We start from the raw sequence: 18820 nt of genomic DNA on the forward strand, positions 1-18820 counted from the left end.
AGGGCAAAAAAGAAGGTTTAAACGACTTACATTTTACCCTGAGTACATCGATCAAATTAGCTTTTGCTATGTTTCACCCAATCCAAATCAACCACCCAACCAAGAAAACCATTCATGGAAGAATGCTTAGGCTTTTCCGGGCAGGACGACCGTAAAAGGCGGTTCTGGACAACGTGCGACGCCGTCAAACAAAAAAGATTTTCTGGTTCGTCTTTCATCTCTGAAAGATAAACTGACGCACAGAGCTCAGAAGCCTCTGAAATCGAGAAACTCAATTGTGCGTCATATTTCGGAACTAAGGCTGAGAAGGTAAAATTTATGAGACTCGATAACCTTTCAACACCGTTGCTTTTATCTATCCCCCATAAATCCCGGAAGAGTCTTTACATAAACTTTTTGATTTGGCATAAACTCGCCAACTACTCTTGGCAGAAGTGCGAGATTCTTTTACACACTTTACATATCCGGCCTGATCGACTTTGTAGCCCAGGTAGAAACGAGCAGGAATAGCAGCAATGGCAACAGCTAACGTGATCCACATAATCTTCATCCCAACACTGTGATAAGCTTTTGCATATTCCCCAGCATCTTTTTTAGGGTGAAATAGTTGATGAACTATGACGAATAGAATCCCGATTGACATAGGGAATACTGACGCTACTGCCACATAATTGGTATACGCAATCAAACGAACTCTGTTTTCTAGTGGTTGAAAAGGGAGATATAACTCAGACAAAAATCCTAAAGCAATCCCACCTCCTAATATAAGCAAGCAGAACAACAATCCAAAAATTCTTATCGTCATAATTCAATCTCTTTCAATTTATCAACCAACGTATCAGAAATGCCATAATCATTATCTAAACTATCAAGTAAGAAACTTGCTCCCATACCAAATCCAGCAAAAGCACACCCAACAACAACTAAAGGTAAACCGATTGAGCTGGCTATAACAGCCATCACTGTCCCAACCCCCGTCGCTATCATCCCTTTGGCAATATCCACACCGGAGCGCCCGACTAAATCTGCCATGGTTTTCTCATCATGAACAAACACATCCACGGCATTAATTGCAACAGCGAAGATAATATCTACCACCAGCCCCACCCGCAGCATGTTTCTCGCCATGTTCTTCGTCCCCAGACCGAGTTGAACCACCTGCGGATTATTGGCGCGCCAGCGATTGCCTTTCATCAGCGTTTTTAAATGTTTTTTATACCCTTTGATAATCACATAATCCCGTCCATTGGCGGGTTTGGTGTACACGACCACACCCATGCCTCCCAGCCCTTTTGTCAATCGGTAGGCATCATGCGCATTGGCAGCACCATCCCAAACTTTCTTGCCATTGTCCAGCGTATCTTTGCCGTTGTATTCCCGCCACAAATTATTGGCAAACTCTTCCGCCTCTTCGAGCGACAGCACCGCTAGGTCCACCGCCTTCTGCGTATATTCCACCGTAATTTCCCGGTGATTGATAAAGTCATAGTTAGGCCAGTGCATATTCTCCGGATCAACCTTGACGGGCGTTGCGGAAGCAGTAACTGATGCTCCACCATTGCTCGCAGCTCCCTGTGTCATACGACCTTGTTTTATCATTTCTGGCATATCGATTTTCACGTCAGCATTCGCTGTGATCAGTGAAGCCTGTTTCGGTGTAAATGATGACTGTTCGGCGGTGGTTGCTTTGGCCGAGGAATTCGGAAGCATAACATTTTTCCCACCAAACCCACTGCCACTTCCGGCACTGCCACCGGAGTTGAGGTTGACTCCGGCACCACTGAGGGAAACACCGGATGGATCGACTTTAACGAAGCTGCCACCGGCTTTAAGGGTGATTTCATTCCCGGCTTCGATGATGACTTGCTCACCGGCTTTGATGTGGATTTCGGTGCCCGCTTCATTGACCCACACTTTACCGGCTTTCACATGCAACTCACCTTCAATCATCAGCGTCTGGCTTTTGGCGATTTTAGTGCGCGCTTCACCGCTGACGGTGTGGTGATCATTGACCTTGATATGGCTGTAGCGGTCATTGTCGATGGTGGTACTTTGGTTATGCTTGATATGCGTGGTCGCGTCGTTCTCGACCAGCGTGTCGGTATCTTTCTGCGCGTGCAGGTAGATTTTCTCACTGCCTGACTGGTCTTCAAAACTCAGCTCGTTATAGCCTTCGCCTTGGTGCGTTTCCGTGCGGATCACCGTTTTGGTTTTGTTTTCCGGCAACGGATACGGTGTAACATTATTGGCATTGTAAGTCCGACCGGTAATGATCGGCTGATCCGGGTCGCCATTAAGAAAATGCACCACCACTTCATGACCAACCCGTGGCACAGCCATCATGCCATACTGTGCACCGGCCCAACCTTGGGTCACGCGGAGCCAGCAAGAGCTTTGCTCATTTGAGCTGCCGTATCTGTCCCATGCCTTTCTGTCCCAAGGAAAGTGTACTTTCACCCGACCATGCTCATCACAGTAGATCTCTTCCCCTTCGGGGCCGACCACCGTGCCCATCATCGGGAACTTGAGGAGCGGCTTGCTGCGGGGTGTCATTTGCCACACTTGATCACCGAGAACCGCAGCAAACTGGTTGGCGTACGTAGTTGCACCGCTGCCACCGGATTCTTCCAGCGCTTGCGGCTGGCTGCCCTGATGCGCCACCTGAACCAGCAGATAATTGCGATTCATCTCACTGTCCAAGTGTTCCATCAAATCAAAGCGCTTACCGGCCTGAAGCTGTGCGTCGTTACTTTTGCCGTGGAAGGTGTGCGCTTGTCGGCGCAGCGCTTCAAGGCGGATTTGCGTAAACGCCTGACCGCTGGTGTCGTCTTTAAATCGCCCCGGATGGTCAAAGTGCTCATAGTCGCCACGCTGATAATTCATATCGGATGCCGTGGCTGACTGAGCCAGATTATAGGATGGCTTTTTAAAACTGTAATCGCCCAGTTGGACGTCACTGACTTCCATCTGTTTCTGCTCGATCAGGGTCGAGACATACGGATTTTCAAATACTCCACCGGACAGCGCGTTATACGGCACTGGCATCGACAGACGACCGAACCCTTCGGGATTATCCGTCAGGACTAACACATGCTTGTCTTGTTGATGTTCAAAGTGATACATCAGCCCTTCTTCCGCCGCCAGACGGTGGAAAAATTCTAAATCGGTCTCACGGTACTGAACGCAGTATTCGCGTTTGGCACACTCGCGGCGCACTGAAAACGCATAATCATTGATATTCATTTCCTGAAGCAGCACGGAGAGAATTTCCGGTACGTCCAGTTGTTGAAAAATCCGGCTGTTATGGCGCAGCGACAGTCTTTCCAGAGACGGCACCAAGGTGAGTGAATAAAAGGTATGATGGTGACCGGTATCGCCCCGGCTGAAATTACGAATAATGCCGTGAACCTTTTGCGCGACCTCATGATCGCGCAGCACTTCAAGCAGTGCGGTACTATCGACCATCTGCTCGAAACTCAGGTCACTGTTGCGGCTGGCAATATCGATGCGATACCGATAGCCATAAACCGGTTGACCTTGATCATCCACCGAGTCTGAGATCGATTCGATGCCCTGATAGTCACGGACCACCAATGTCTCATCATTGACACCATCGATGGTGAGTTTAAATTTAAGTCGGGTCATAAAAGTCTGTCTGTGTTGTTTCCTGATTGATATTTATTGATAATATTCTTTTCATATGAATACACAATTATACTCAATAGAGTTTATAATTCATGCTCTAATCAGGAGTTTTAGGGGCGAGATATTATTTCTGGAACGGGAATAACATGGAGCGCGACTTGAAATGACTCGGTTGTGATTTGGCAAGAGTCACTGGCGCACAAAGCACCAATGCCTCTGAAATCGAAGAACGTAATTGTGCGTCAAAATTCGGAGCCGGAGGCTGGAAAGATTGGAAGTTGAGGTGCAGCAGTTTGGTGCGCGATTGATTTTGCCGATTTCAATAGCATCTCCGAAAGCGCCCCAGATACTTTTGCCCAGCAGCAAAAGTACCCAAAAGTGCCTGAGTTTAAGTTCAGCGCACATGATCAGGGTCGCTTTTATTCGCTCCTGCTCACGAAAAGCTAAAAATTCATCCATGAATTTTTACCCTGAGTACATCGATCAAGCTGGCTTCTAAAATGTCTCACCCAATCCAAATCAACCACCCAACCAAGAAAACCATTCATGGAAGAATGGTTAGGCTTTTCAGGGCAGGACGACCGTAAAAGGCGGTTCTGGACAACGTGCGACGCCGTCAAACAAAAAAGATTTTCTGGTTCGTCTTTCATCTCTGAAAGATAAACTGACGCACAGAGCTCAGAAGCCTCTGAAATCGAGAAACTCAATTGTGCGTCAAATTTGGGTGCCGGAGGCTGGGAAGGTAAGAATAATAAGCTGCTGGTTTGGTGCGTAATCACTTTCTTCGATTTCAATAGCATCTCCGAAAGCGCCCCAGGTACTTTTGCCCAGCAGCAAAAGTACCCAAAAGTGCCTGAGTTTAAGTTCAGCGTACATGATCAGGGTCGCTTTTATTCGCTCCTGCTCACGAAAAGCTAAAAATTCATCCATGAATTTTTACCCTGAGTACATCGATCAAGTTAGCTTCTAAAATGTCTCACTGAATTCAAATCAACCACCCAACCAAGAAAACCATTCCGGGAGAATGGTTAGGCTTTTCCGGGCAGGACGCCCGTAAAAGGCGGTTCTGGACAACGTACGACTCAGCCAAACAAAAAAGATCTTCTGGTTCGTCTTTCATCTTTGAAAGATGAACTGGCGCACAGAGCACCAATGCCGCTGAAATCGCAGAACTAAATTGTGCGTCATATTTCAGAGCCGGAGGCTGGGAAAATTAAGAATTGAGAATGAAGATCCCGCGGTTTAACCGCACTCAAACATCAGGATAAAAAAGAAAAGGCTGGTTAGCTAAGCAAGGCAGGAGATTGATAACCTTGTGTTTTTCTTAGGGGGACGAATTAATGACTAACCAGCCATGTATTTTAAGATAACCGATGAACCTGTCGTCAAGCTGACATCATAATTAGCTCATCATCCATAAAGGCACATCAGCACGCATCAATAGCTTCTGAGTCACACCACCAAATACTTTTTGATGCAGTTTTTGGTGGGCGAAAGCACCGGACACAATCACATCAGCATTGATCCCGGCGGCAACTTCTAACAGTTGCGACCCCGTATTCCTGCTTTTATGCGCGAATGTAATGCAATCAACTTCGATTTTATGTCGGGCCAGATAACGGACTAAATCAACTTGAGTCGGTCTTTTCGACAGGTATTTTTCACTGGTGACGACAACGACCTGCTTCGCTCTTTGCAGTAAATGCAATGCACTATTGACCGAGTTTGCACCCGGTTTGTCACCGTTCCAGGCGATCATGATCGTCTCTGGTGCGAAGTGTGTTTGCTCACGGGGCATCACTAAAATCGGTTTACCACCATGACTGACCGCCGTCTCAAAACTCACACTGGTTTGTCCGTTGAGAGATTGAGGAATAATAATCACATCGGAGACTTTCGCCCACTCGGCAACAACTTCACCCCGATAACCGAAAATATCATGCCATTTGGCACTGACTTGATCCGAATCGATGATTTCGTCCTGAATGCCCAGTTGCTGGCATAAGCGTTCAAAGATCTGTTTGGCTTGTGTCATATCATCATGGACATAATCACGAACCAACTTATCGATCTGGTCGTAAAATTTCCTTGAAACTAAACGCTGTTCGCTGGGCATGAATTTCTCTGCGCCAACTTGTGCATGTAACACGTCTAAATGAGCATTGAAGAATTTAGCAACATTGAGTGCGCCCTCTAACCGTTGTTCACCGTGTTCCTGAGAAGCAAACGGCATAATGATAGATTTAATTGGCATGCTGTACTCCTTTTAACCTAGCGGCCACGGTAGTGAAACGCTTTCTTGTAATAAGCCGATTGGCAAATCAAGCATCATGATGTGGGTCAGACCGAGCAAGAAACCCACGGCTGCGATGGTGACAGTTAATGCTCGCCACAATCCCATCCCGGCTTTGTTCATTAAAAATGCACAGAAAAATAACGTAATTGAGATAACGTATCCGACGAAATAGCTGCCAATGATCAATCCGGCTATCCAGTAGATATAATGCATCACTGATGCGGTATGACTGTCATAAGCGTATCCTTGGACATATTCGTGATCATAACAGACCGGTGATCCTTCCGGACGAGTCAGAAGCTGCACAACCACAATGGCGGATAAAAACCACATCCCACTCGCGACGACGGTCGGAAAGATGCCGCCCAAAAAGCTGTGCTGGTTGCTGTCATAAATGCCATATGCAAAAACAATATTCACGAGGATCGCGAATAACACTTGCGGTTTGCGGGTCGGTGCTCTGGCTGCCTTTTCAACGGTGTGATTCTTTTTCATGTTTTGACGAATCATAAAGACCAGTGAAAAGAGAATGATGGCGCCGATGATCATGACACCGGGACGCAGCAAAAACTCGATACCATCAAATTGAATCGCTTGGTATAAATAGGTTTCCATGCCCGGAGAAAGCACAAAGCCAATCAGAAAGGCCGGTCTTGGCCAGTCGAATCGTTTCATCAGTACGCCAAGCACACCGATACCGAGTAAGGTGACCAAATCAGCCAGATCACGCGTTGCCTGGAAAGCGGCAAAACAGATCACCATCACCATAAAGGGGGCTAAAAGTGCGTAACGAACCGTCGTTAATTTTGCGACCCAAGGTGAAATAAGCATACATGCAGCTGCACCAAAGATATTTGCCAGTGCAAGCGACCATACAATGGTATATGTGATGTCGAGATCTTTGCCGACCATCGCCGGGCCCGGCTCTAAGCCAACCAGAACCATGCCGCCGAGGAATACAGCCATACTGCCTGAACCGGGAATGCCAAATAACAGTGTCGGAACCAGTCCACCGCCTTCTTTGGCATTGTTAGATGACTCAGGTGCAATCACACCTCTGACATCACCATGACCAAAATCAGGCTTATCTTTCGTGGTTTGCACCGCGTGACCATAAGCGATCCAATCCACCACACTACCGCCTAAACCGGGCAGTGCACCAACAATACAACCGATCACACTGCACCGCAGTGCCAGCCATTTATTGGCGAAGAAGTCTTTCACGCCCTGAAACCATCCCGACCCTAATTTGCTGGCATTGGCGATTGGCTTGTTCTGGCGCAAGAGGTCAATAATCTCCGGCAAAGCGAAAATCCCTAACCCGACCACCACCAACGGGATGCCATCCATCAGATAGAAATTATCGAATGTCATTCGATATTCACCCGTTGCAGGTGCGCTGCCGACACTCCCTAACAGCATCCCCAAACCGCAGGCAGACAGCCCTTTGACAAGGCTCTTCCCTGCCAGTGAACCAACCATGGTCAGTCCAAGCAAGGTGAGCATGAAGAGTTCACCGGATCCAAAAGCCAGAATCACAGGGCGTGCAATGAGTACAAACCCGGTCAGAACCACGGCACCGAATAGTCCCCCGAATAAAGACGCCGTAAAAGCGGCAGACAGCGCCCGCGCTGCATGTCCGTTTTTAGCCATCGGGAAGCCATCCAGCACGGTGGCTTGCGAACCGCTCGAACCGGGAATCCCCATCAATACGGAAGTAAAGGTGTCAGACGTTGGGATGACTGCCACCAAACCGATGAGCATCGCGAGCGCAGAAACGGGCTCCATACCATATAAGAATGGTAGTAATAAAGATAAACCGGCAATCCCCCCCAGTCCGGGGAAAATTCCAATTGCAAGACCCAGCAATACACCACCCAGCATATAAATGAGATGGTGCAATGTTAAAATGGTCTGCAAAGCGGTCAGCAATTCATTCAACATCATTGAATCCTTATAATGTCACATTGCAATATTAGTTTTTGAAATAATTGGCATATCAACAACGCACTGAATATAGAGACAATGCGCCGTTATATGCTTCATTGAATAAAGTTCTGTCGAATATCGATCGACGAATAATTAATATTGATGAGTCAGACGGATTAAAGTCTGGTGTTGTATTTTTCCTTCAACCATTTCGCCACCCATTTTTTACTATTTTCATCTAAAGAAAGAATGGCATTGACCGCTTGATCCATTTCAGTGCCTGTCAGCTGTTGATAATTACCCAATATCTCTTTGGCTCGTTTTTGAAAATCGGGTTCAGCGACTAATTTAATCATGGCATCACGCCATGCATCCTGAACGTCTTGCGGCGTTGACTTGGGTAAAAAGAAAACTTTCTGAGCAACAAATCCTGCGATAAAGAATGAACGCCAGACTTTGAAACCTTGTGAGCTATCGATATCCCCTTTCGCAAGTTGATACACTTCACCGAAGTGAGGCAGATCCGGGAAATTGGGATCCCGTTGCAGATGGCCTTGATCATCGACGACACCGAAACTGAACAGCGGAATCGCTTTCCCTTCTTTAACCAGCGGCACGACTTTTTTCAAATAGGCAGAACTGGTTTGTGAATCGATATTGACTTCGCCTCTTTCGAATGCCAGTCGACCTGCACCACGCCCTTTCATGCCAAATACCGCCTGAACATCGGCACCGATTAAATCTAAGGCCAGTAGCGGGACCAGATCGATCGTTGTCGCGCCCTGACTCGCATATTTGAATTGCAGCTTGTCCAGATTATTCACAAATTGCTCGGCATTCTTGATGCCTTCATCTGCGGAGATATAAACAACGCCCCCTGTTGGTGTGGCGAGAACCGGTGTCCAATCGTTGTAGTCGTATCTGACACGACGGTCATTGAGCAGATATGTGTAATGCGTCGATGCCGAGCTTGCCAGAACATCCAAACCATTGTCACTAGCACGTCGGGCAAATTGGTTTGCGCCTTTGGTGGAACCCCCACCGGGAATATTGCGGATCACCACCACGGGATTACCGGGAAGTGACTGTGAAAAGTAAGGGCCGAAGAAACGAGCCCAAGTATCTGTACCGCCACCTTCTTTATAAGGAACTGTCACTTCAATCCGTTCATCTTCAAAACTGACCGATTGTTCATGACTGCTCGCTTGTGCATTCCCTGCTGATGTCAGACAAAATGTCATGAACACTGTGGATACTATCTGACTGCTGACACGGAATACGTTTTTATTAAAATGATTGCTAAGCAGCATAGCGCCTCCTTCTTTTACAGTATGATTTAATCTCTATCGCGGCAGAGCGATGGGGTCACCGTAAAGATTCAAGCTGTCACCAAACTGACATACCTACATATTATTAACAATATTGATACATAGATCGCGCGATTGAGCCCAATCGCCGGAGACAGCCGGAATCGGCTAAGCGATATACCCAAATGACCTCAGATGCAGTTTCAGCGAGAATCACTGGGCTCAGAGGCAAGGCAGAGATTTGAGTCATAGCCATTCTATGGCGAGAATCTCTCACGCAGTCTCTGAGTTCAGTGAACTCGCCCTTCGGGAGTGCATCTTGAGGTTACTTGGCTATATAGACTTCTCCTTTAAAGAGTGGTCTTGCTGTTCTGACTAATGCGGCTTGCGCAATCACAGGTTCAGATTCACCTGCAAGCAAAGTAAGTTTCACGTCGATTTTTCCGCTGGGATGTTCAATGCTGACAAGTTCTGAGGAGATTTGGGCTTGCTGGTGGGCCACCGTGCCTTCAATCAAGCTCGCAGCGCCGACACAGATTGCCCCGGTAACCGCGTGGCTGGCATGGCAATTATGCGGCACGAGGTAACGAGAAGTAATGGAGCCTCCCGCATGAGGCGGAGAAACAATGGCGACTTTGGGGATGACACTGCCCCGGACATCCCCTAGCCCCATGCGCTCACCGGCGACGAGACGAATCGATTCAATTCGACTGAGTAAATCAGGGTTACTGTCGATGGCCGCTTTGGACTCGTTGCCGACTAAACCCAATGCTTGAGCAGGGATATGGACCATCGGGACGGCGGCATCAACACAACTGACTTCAATATCATGGATGATTTCTTTGGTTGATCCGGTGGGGAACAGTTTACCGGTTTTCGCGCCACCGACATTTAAAAAGTTCAGTAACACGGGAGAGCCCGTCCCGGGTACCCCGTCGATTGAGGTATCACCATCAAATTTGAGTGTTTTATCAGGCGTTTCAGCAGTCACTTCGATAATCGTATTGGTATTCACGTTTCGAACACGAACGGTTGTCGAGCCTTCAGTTAATTCAATTAACCCTTTTTCTGCCGCGAATGCGATAACACCGGATAAGATATTGCCGCAAGACGGTTTGGTATCGACGACTTTTTCTTCGACACCGACTTGGACAAAAAAGTAGTCCAGCTCAGCCTCCGGTGACTGCGACAGCGAGATAATACCGACTTTACTCGTTAACGTTGTTCCGCCGCCAATGCCATTAATTTGCTGGGCGTCACCGGATCCCATAATCTGAATCAGTAACGGATCTCTTTCTTCAGGAGATTGGGGCAGATCACTTGCCAGAAAATAGGCACCTTTTGATGTGCCACCACGGATCAGCATACAAGGAATAAATCGGGAATGTGTCATTTTGAGCTCCTTACCATTACGTTCGCTTTCAAGTCCCAAAAGCGGTGGTATCAAGCTACAAAATGAACCTGTCAAATCACTGACTCGTCATTCGGTAAAATGTGTTCACGTTAGGCATTTGACGCAGAAAGGCGCTGATTGAAGACACTCTGAATCCTGCATCTTGAGGTTACTTGGGTATATATCAGTCATAATTTTTCAGGGCATTTTCCCATTCTGTGGTCACAATCTGACGTTTGCTTTTATCAGAAAACACCAAAAGACGGACATCGAGCGGTAATGGTTTCAGTTGCTCTGCATATTGTGCTCGCATATAGGAAGCAGAATTTACCGTATTAATATCAGAGCGGATGGGAGGCATGTTGGTTTGCTCGGCCATCACCCATTGACCGGAGGATGACAGTAAATAATCGATAAACAGTTTTGCATCGTGGGCATTTTTTGTGGTTCGGTTGATGAGCGCAGTGCGAATAATCACGGGTGTGTAATCGGACATCGTTGTCATGGTCACGTTATTATTCAGCATTTGCCAGCTCCGCGCGTAAGAGCCTAATATGTTATACGCCATCGCAATCTCGCCCTTGCTTAGCGCTGCGAGCATTTCTCGTGAACTATTAAATGTGCGGGCATTATGAGAATTAAACAATTCCAGAAATTGTCCGTAATTACGTGCTTGCTGTCGTTCAAAAGACCAGAATAAATATCCGATTCCCACATGGCGAATATCGTACAATCCAATTTTTCCCATCAGCGCGTCACTATAACGGCGGATAAAAGACAGCAGCTCAATTCGATTGGTGGGCATGGGTTTACCCGCTAAGAATGCATTGTTGAATACAATCACAGCCGGTTCAAAACTAAACCCGAACAGCTCATCCCGCCACTGACTCCAAGCAGGCAAAACCAGGTCGTTATATCCGCCGCTCAAGGCTTTTCGTTGATGTTCAAGCGCATAACCATCATTGACCAGACCAAGCTGTAAATGCATCACCGAACTGATGGTTACATCCGGTTGAGGGGTTTTCTGCTCGCGGATATAGCGGTCGAGATCGTCACTGCTCATCCACCGATACTGAATCTTGATCTTGGGATGTCGCATGGAGAAGTCATCCAACAGGGGCTTCATTTCTGACAGATAAGCCGCACCAAAGATCCGAATCACTCGCGGTTGATTTTCACTGGCAAACGCCCCCGAAAAACTCACCCCCACGAATAGTACAAAGCAGAACAATCGTCGGATAATCATTGAATCTCCTTCCATTTCCGGTACGGGAACTGTATTTCGACCGTCAACCCCTGAGGGACCGTATCATGTAAAATTAATCGAGCGTGATACGTCCTCGCGACATCGGCCGCGATAGTCATGCCTAATCCAGTCCCTGAGTGGCTATTGCCTGAAGTCCGGTAGAATCTCTTAAAGACATGCGGCTTGTCTTCATCTTTAATGCCGACCCCAAAGTCCCGAATCAAAATAATGGCTTTGGTGCCACGCCGGGCCACTTCCACCTCGACAACACTATTGTCGGGAGAATATTTGATCGCATTCTCAATCAAATTGGATAGCATTTGTGTTAACGCAAATTCGTCGCCTTCGATTTGGTATTGACCATGTTGCTGATAACTCAGCTCTATATTTCGTTTCAGTGCGTTAATTGCAAGCCCGCGGCAAATGGACTGGACAAGCTGATTGATATTGTTACTGGTCGGCTCAACACTGCGAAAACGGTGTTTAATCATGGCATGATTCAACAGTTGTTCAATAGTGCGATCCAGAATGCCGCAAGCGTCTAAGAGACGCATCAGCCACTGGGTTGTCTGGGGGGAACTTTCCCGGCTCAACATCAGCTCAATTTGAGAGCGCATCCCTGCGACAGGCGTCTTCAACTGATGCGCCGCTTCACTGGTAAAGTTTTTCAGATTCACTAAGGTTTCATCCAACTGGAACATGAAACTATTAATTGTTTTAACCAGATGCGTCACCTCTTCGGGCCCCTGAACGTCTATCGGTGTCAGGTCAACATTTGAACGTTTCGATATTTTTCTGTTAATACTTTTCAGCGGCTTCATCACTTGGGCGATTAAGATCATAATGACGATAATGGTACAAAACACCACACCAAAAATAAGCTTGGATGCCACGCCCGATAACTGCTGCTCCCAGTCGGTCCTCGCTTCTGTCGTTTGTCCGACCAATACATAGACATGATGCGGCCCTTTTCTGGTGTTAATCACTCGGCCAACCAGCGCAAAACGCACATGTTGCTGTTTAAACACTAAATCAAAAAAATGGGGCGCAACCTCCAGTTGCAGGGGATGAGCATCGATTTGTGAGATCACCGTTTGTTCAGATAATAGCGCCGGATATCCGGTTACAAATTCCTTCTGCTTCGTCGTCACAAGATAAAAAACTTTATCACGCGGTGAGTCAGCCAGCCCGCTAAATGCAGAGAACGGTAAATCAACACTTAGTTCATCACCATCTAACAGTACATCTTCCAAAATTTGTAATGCTGCATTTGCCAGAGGACGATCAAAAGTGTACTGCGCGGTTTGATAGGCGTAGCGCTTCACCGCCAGCATGGAGAGCAAGCCGATAAACAGTAAAGCACTTGCGGAATAGGCAAGAAGCTGAAAACGGAGTGAGCGGGTTGAAAGAGAAGATAAAGAAAACATTACGGCTGCACAGCGAATACATAACCCAAACCGCGTAGCGTTTTAATCTCAACGTTACTGGTCACCAGTGCTTTGCGTAGTCGCCCCACATAGGTTTCAATCGCATTTTGATTAGGCGGATTATCATAGCCATATAAATGGTCAATGATGTCCTCTTTACTCAGGACACGATTCGGATGATTGATAAAAACTTCGAGGAGTCGGTACTCGCGCTGTTTGAGTTGAATACTTTCACCGTTGACTTTGACTGTCGCCGTGACGGAATCAAAACTCAGGTTACCCAGTTCTATCACGTTATGGTCATTCCCCCGGCTGCGACGCACAATACTGCGACAACGTGCTTCCAGCTCACCGAAATCAAAAGGTTTACTTAAAAAATCATCAGCGCCCAAATCAAGCAAATTAATGCGGTCATAAACATCTTTACGTGCCGTTAAAATCAGAATCGGGGTATTTGAGCGTTGACGGATTCTCTTGGTTATTTCTTCACCTGAGCGTTTCGGTAGATTAAGATCCAGAATCACTAGATCGTACTGGGTGTGTGAAACCAGTGAATAGGCAACATCGCCATCATCAGCACAGTCAACGCCATGACCAAGGTCGCTAAACCGTTGCTCAAGTGACTCACTGATTAATTGATCATCCTCTACAATTAAAATTCGCATTGCCTTTGTGACTTCCTTTAAAAGCAAACTGCTTCGTTCATGTATGCTAACAATAAAAAATTTTTAATTAACAAATCGTTATATTTATTAATCGCCTCAATTCAACTGCCAGAAATAAGCTATCCGGTCATCGTGATAACTTTTTCTGATTCATGGTGACACTGACATATCAGCGTACTGCGATTGAGACTCACTTGGGGGTAAAGTTACACTAATCTCCGCCAAGTCATACATACTTGTTAATCTATTTTTAATACTGGTCACATTTATGATAAATCTGTTAAGAGGATGATCATAAAGTCAGCGAAATGACAGGTTTGTTACATACCATTTTGATGGTCTCTTCTCCCCCTCATACAACGCGACTCATATCAGGAAGACGATCAACGAAGGGATGAGAAGAGACAAGGTGATGATTACACGGGGAAATTCTTATCCGTGCCATCCATTTACCTAGGGGGTTATACCGGCTCGTGGCTTGCACCAGAGGTTGAAAACGTTTCAGGCGCTAAGTCATTGGCTTTCAGTGCATTCTCTATTGCGGTTCTCTTTTCGGTCAGCTTAATATCACCGGCATCGAGAAGGATGCCGATATATGTGCCACTGTGTGCGACAGTAACACCAAGCCCACCATGCTGATCACAAAGATCAATAAACAAACTCAGGTGTTTATTAGGCCGGAATCGCTGATTTAAAATTGCGCTCATGGTGGTGACCTGACCGATCTCCCGACAGTCACCGTGCTTGACAGCACGCTGGATGCGAGACAACAAATCCTGATATTGCTCTCTTTCAGCAATACCAATACCGGGAAGCATTTTCTTATGCGCAACGGTATCCACACTGCCCCCTTCATCATGAGCCACAATGACCATCTTGGGTAATGGGCCAAGCTCGGCAATTAAATGCCCGATATTCTGATGAAACGCGACACAGTGGGGAAACATCACTGCATCGGTCGGCTCGATTTGGCACAACATCCGGGCGAGTTCTTCATTGCTGATACAAACCTGATAATGGTCGATAATCGCTCGTGCAGCAGCCACAAGATCTGCTGACGAGCTGGCTAAACCTTTACTCTCAGGAATATCCGACGCAATCTCAAGTACACCGTGCAATGGCAATTGATAGCGGCTCAACAGTGCGTGAGCTAAAGCCAGTGCCTTCGTCTTATGGGGCGGAGAAACCTGCAAGCCCGCCGCTTCTTCTTCTTCGAGATAAAATTTTGCGCTCACGTAACGCTGAACCGGAAGCGTTACCAGAAAATCTTGCCCGTTGGGTAACACGCCTTGCAGTAACTCACCAAACGTGCAGCAAGACTGACCCGATCCAAAATGACAGCGGCCACTCGAATCCTGTGGTTCTGACAAAGTATCAATGAACGGCTCACACATCGCGTGAGGTATTTGGGCAAGATACATAATCTGATGAGGTCACATATAAACAGGTAACGTTTTCTGAATTTAACCTTGATACGTGGTTCACCGATTGGTGTCAATCATCAGGATACTTTGATATTCATACCGATGGGTATGATAGACTTCTCCCAAACGTATCCATAGGGATCACCAAAATTGACCACTGTTAATACTAAAAATATTCATGTATGGAACGCATGGGTGCCGATTCATGTCCGCTCCGATTTTTACGCCATGGATGAATTCAAGAAAAACCCTGACTCGCTCAAAGCGCTCGACAAACAACTGCTGGGGGATCTGCAAGATAAAGAGGTCCTTCATCTGCAGTGTCATTTTGGCCAAGATACCCTGTCATTAGCACATGCCGGGGCGCATGTAACCGGAGTAGATTATTCACCGGAGGCGATCAAAACCGCCACTGCGTTGTCTGCTGAACTCAACATTCCGGCAAATTTTGTCTGCCAAGATGTTTTAGCGCTGCAACTGGATCAGAAGTTCGACATTATTTACACCTCTTATGGGGTGATCAATTGGTTGTCCGATCTGAATCAATGGGCGCAAGTGATTCGTCGGCATCTCAAGGAAGATGGTCGTTTAGTGATGGTTGAATTCCATCCGTTTCTCAATATCCTCGACGATGAATTTACGGGTATCGGTTACGATTACTGTCATCAAGGGGATGCTATCGCGTTTAAAGACCAAAAATCATATGTGAACAGCCCAGATGACCATGGCTTGTATACCACTTATGAATATTTACATACACTGTCTGATGTGAGTAACGCACTTACCCATGCGGGGATCATCTTCGAAATGGCCGAGTATCCATATAGCAATTACAACTGCTTTCCGAACCTCTATGAAGTGACTGAAGGATCAGGCACTTATCGCCATCCATTGAATATCCCAATGATGTTTTCAATTGTTGGTCATCTTATCGAGAATTGCAGCACTCCACCACCACAGTGATCCCTGTAAGCCATCAGCAATGATTCATTTTCTCATCATGACTGGCTCGGATTGCGACGCACCCGTAATTTTCGCGGAACCAGTTCAATGCCGGGCTGATGGCGCTTCGCGGTTGCATTTAAAGCAACGGCCAGTGCGCTGTCGGCAATCAGTTCAAACTGCTGCGGTAAGGAATTAATTTTCAGCGGTAAAAAGTCCAGGAGCCGGTTATCCCCGAAGGTTGCCAAGCGGATGTTGTCCATCAGTTGCGGGTGTTCCAGCAGGACATCCAGAATCCCTTCTAACAAGGTATATGAGGTTGATACGATCGCTTCCGGTACGGTGCCTTTATTTACCCACTCAGAGAAAACCTTCTTTCCTTCTTCGCGGTTAAAGTGACTGCCATACCCTTCTAAAATCTGAATCCCTTTGGGTTTAACAGCCGCTTCAAATCCCAACTGACGATCCGTAGAAATACTGAGTTCCGGCAATGCACCAATCAGACCTATCGACTGAAGCTGATCATCTAAAACGGATTCGGTCAATTCCAAAGCAGCACTATAATCTTCACTGACCACACACGCGAAGAATTCATCATCCAGCGGACGGTCAATCGCAATCACCGGGGTTCCGGCTTGCTGAAGCCCGTAATAGAATTCACTGGCATTCGGAATCGAACTGGCAACAAACAAGGCATCAATCCGGCGAGCAATCAGTGTGTTTGCAACTGACATTTCAGTTTCGGGATTGTCATCCGAGCAAGCGATAAGTATTTGGTATCCCGCTTGTCTGGAATTTTGCTCAAGTAATTTAGATAAACGTGCATAACTGGTGTTTTCTAGATCCGGGATAATCAATCCGAATGACCGACTGTTCCCGGCTCGCAGCGCAGAAGCCGTGTGATCAGGACGGTAATTATGCGCATTCACCACATCCATAACTTTCAGCTGCGTCTTCTCACTAATGCGATACTTTTGTGCTTTTCCATTGATCACATAACTTGCAGTGGTTTTCGACACGCCAGCTAATTTGGCAATTTCATCTAGTGTCATATCGCTACTCTTTTTAGTGTGCGTCGGATCATAGAAATTAAAATTAAGATCCTCAATAGGATTGAACTATATGCTGAATCGATTCACTATAAAAGCTGAAAGGATTCAGCAAAATTCAAAAATGATAGCGAAATCTACTTTTTTGGACTATTTGTTAGATAACTTCCATATTATGAGCAATGTGAAGTGATTTTTGCTGAATTTTTTTAAATAGATACTGAAACGATTCAGCTATTTTCATAATAAAACGATGGTGCAGACACCCAGGGATGATCTTCCCAACCAGAAACTCCGTTAGAGAGTTATCGGATGTGTCCGCACCTAAAGCGCCAAATAAGGCAATTAAAGGGGCCAAACATGCTGCAACTCACTCCTCATGACATCCATCTGGGACAGTCTCAATCGAACAAACAAGATGCAATTCGTGCAATTGCGAGCCACCTGAGCGAGAAGGGACTCGTTGATGCCGGTTACGTCGATGGCATGCTCAACCGGGAAGCACAAAATTCAACATTCCTCGGCAATGGTATTGCCATTCCGCATGGTACAACCGATACCCGCTCTTTAGTGAAAGAAACCGGTGTCGCTGTACACCATTTTCCTCAGGGCGTTGATTGGGGTGATGGTAATACGGTTTATGTTGCGATCGGTATCGCTGCCAAATCGGATGAACACCTTGGCATTTTGAAACAGCTGACCAAAGTGCTGTCAGCCGATGGCGTTGAACAAAAACTGCAACAGGCCAGCCAGGCACAAGACATCATTGCCCTGCTCAATGGTGATGTTCAGTTCGAAGCTGACTTTGATGACTCACTGATTCAGTTGCAATTCCCGGCAACAGACATGACGCCACTGTCCGCAGTCGCAAGCGGACTGTTGAAAAACAAAGGCTGTGTCAACAGTGAGTTTGTCGCTGATGTGGTCGCCAAAGAAGCAACCCCACTCGGTGGTGGTCTGTGGCTCACCAGTAGTAATCGCGGTGTGTCCCGTACCGGTCTGGCATTCATCACTGCCCAGGATGCTTTTGAAGTTCAGGGACAGTCAGTCAAAGGCCTCATCGTTGTTGCCGCTTGCAATGGCGCACATCAGCCGCTGATGCAAAAAATCACGGAGATTGTTTTCCAGAAAAATCAACAAGCCCTGTTCACCGCTGACAAACAAGCGGTTCTGGCAGCATTGGGTATGGCTGAATCAGTACCTGCAAGTGCCGACAACAGCACCAACACGGCGGTTTTCCAAGTGAAAAACTCACATGGCTTGCACGCTCGTCCAGGCGCAATGCTCGTCGCGGAAGCGAAGAAATTCGAAGCTGAAATCAAGGTTTCCAATCTCGATGGCGATGGTAAGGCCGTCAATGCGAAGAGCCTGATGAAAGTCATCGCACTGGGTGTGAAATGCGGACACAGACTTGAATTTACCGCTAACGGTTCTGATGCAAGCCAAGCACTTGAAGCGCTGGGTGCCGCGATTAATGCTGGTCTGGGCGAACATTAA

At 46.8% G+C, this 18820-nt stretch carries 15 protein-coding genes; 2 read left to right on the forward strand and 13 right to left on the reverse strand.

The genetic code is table 11. The annotated features are described in order from the left end of the window. Window positions 1-355: 355 nt before the first annotated feature. The 12 genes from BSQ33_RS17910 to BSQ33_RS17960 form a co-directional block, all read right to left on the reverse strand. Window positions 356-805, reverse strand: a complete 450-nt coding sequence (locus tag BSQ33_RS17910) for a DUF1240 domain-containing protein (protein WP_088134824.1) — start codon at window positions 803-805, stop codon at window positions 356-358. After that, complete coding sequence (locus BSQ33_RS17915) at window positions 802-3645, reverse strand: type VI secretion system Vgr family protein (RefSeq protein WP_088134825.1); 2844 nt, start codon at window positions 3643-3645, stop codon at window positions 802-804. The genes BSQ33_RS17910 and BSQ33_RS17915 overlap by 4 nt, the downstream gene beginning before the upstream one ends. A gap of 189 nt (window positions 3646-3834) precedes the next feature. Beyond that, window positions 3835-4104: a hypothetical protein gene (locus BSQ33_RS21670; protein WP_157721428.1), complete on the reverse strand. Its 270-nt coding sequence runs from the start codon at window positions 4102-4104 to the stop codon at window positions 3835-3837. A 255-nt stretch (window positions 4105-4359) separates the two neighbouring features. Continuing rightward, complete coding sequence (locus tag BSQ33_RS17920; protein ID WP_088134826.1) at window positions 4360-4575, reverse strand: hypothetical protein; 216 nt, start codon at window positions 4573-4575, stop codon at window positions 4360-4362. A gap of 472 nt (window positions 4576-5047) precedes the next feature. Then, on the reverse strand, window positions 5048-5899 hold the full coding sequence (locus BSQ33_RS17925; RefSeq protein ID WP_021019910.1) for a universal stress protein: 852 nt from the start codon (window positions 5897-5899) through the stop codon (window positions 5048-5050). A gap of 12 nt (window positions 5900-5911) precedes the next feature. Beyond that, window positions 5912-7888 carry a tripartite tricarboxylate transporter permease gene (locus tag BSQ33_RS17930; RefSeq protein ID WP_232472020.1) on the reverse strand — a complete coding sequence of 659 codons (1977 nt, stop codon included), beginning with the start codon at window positions 7886-7888 and terminating at the stop codon, window positions 5912-5914. Between the two features lie 158 nt (window positions 7889-8046). Continuing rightward, window positions 8047-9180 carry a Bug family tripartite tricarboxylate transporter substrate binding protein gene (locus BSQ33_RS17935; RefSeq protein ID WP_021019912.1) on the reverse strand — a complete coding sequence of 378 codons (1134 nt, stop codon included), beginning with the start codon at window positions 9178-9180 and terminating at the stop codon, window positions 8047-8049. 322 nt (window positions 9181-9502) lie between these two features. Next, window positions 9503-10570 carry a 4-oxalomesaconate tautomerase gene (locus BSQ33_RS17940; protein ID WP_088134828.1) on the reverse strand — a complete coding sequence of 356 codons (1068 nt, stop codon included), beginning with the start codon at window positions 10568-10570 and terminating at the stop codon, window positions 9503-9505. A gap of 184 nt (window positions 10571-10754) precedes the next feature. After that, window positions 10755-11816: an ABC transporter substrate-binding protein gene (locus BSQ33_RS17945; protein WP_232472021.1), complete on the reverse strand. Its 1062-nt coding sequence runs from the start codon at window positions 11814-11816 to the stop codon at window positions 10755-10757. After that, window positions 11813-13243, reverse strand: coding sequence for a sensor histidine kinase (locus BSQ33_RS17950; RefSeq protein ID WP_088134830.1), 1431 nt, complete (start codon window positions 13241-13243; stop codon window positions 11813-11815). The genes BSQ33_RS17945 and BSQ33_RS17950 overlap by 4 nt, the downstream gene beginning before the upstream one ends. After that, entirely contained in the window at window positions 13243-13908 is a 666-nt protein-coding gene (locus BSQ33_RS17955; RefSeq protein ID WP_021019916.1) for a response regulator transcription factor, read from the reverse strand. The genes BSQ33_RS17950 and BSQ33_RS17955 overlap by 1 nt, the downstream gene beginning before the upstream one ends. A gap of 461 nt (window positions 13909-14369) precedes the next feature. Next, on the reverse strand, window positions 14370-15329 hold the full coding sequence (locus BSQ33_RS17960; RefSeq protein ID WP_088134831.1) for a kinase: 960 nt from the start codon (window positions 15327-15329) through the stop codon (window positions 14370-14372). 153 nt (window positions 15330-15482) lie between these two features. Here BSQ33_RS17960 and BSQ33_RS17965 point away from each other — a divergent pair, with 153 nt between their 5' ends. Next, window positions 15483-16295, forward strand: a complete 813-nt coding sequence (locus BSQ33_RS17965) for a class I SAM-dependent methyltransferase (RefSeq protein WP_157721429.1) — start codon at window positions 15483-15485, stop codon at window positions 16293-16295. Window positions 16296-16330: 35 nt separating this feature from the next. On the opposite strand, the gene cra is transcribed toward BSQ33_RS17965, so the two are convergent. Beyond that, window positions 16331-17326: a catabolite repressor/activator gene (gene cra, locus BSQ33_RS17970; protein WP_021019919.1), complete on the reverse strand. Its 996-nt coding sequence runs from the start codon at window positions 17324-17326 to the stop codon at window positions 16331-16333. A 357-nt stretch (window positions 17327-17683) separates the two neighbouring features. Between cra and fruB the strand changes: the two genes are divergently transcribed. After that, window positions 17684-18820 (forward strand): fused PTS fructose transporter subunit IIA/HPr protein, encoded by a 1137-nt coding sequence (gene fruB / locus BSQ33_RS17980; RefSeq protein WP_088134833.1) that lies wholly within the window; start codon window positions 17684-17686, stop codon window positions 18818-18820.

Origin of the sequence: Vibrio gazogenes (assembly GCF_002196515.1) — a bacterium.
In the GTDB taxonomy this organism is placed as follows: Bacteria; Pseudomonadota; Gammaproteobacteria; order Enterobacterales; family Vibrionaceae; genus Vibrio; species Vibrio gazogenes_A.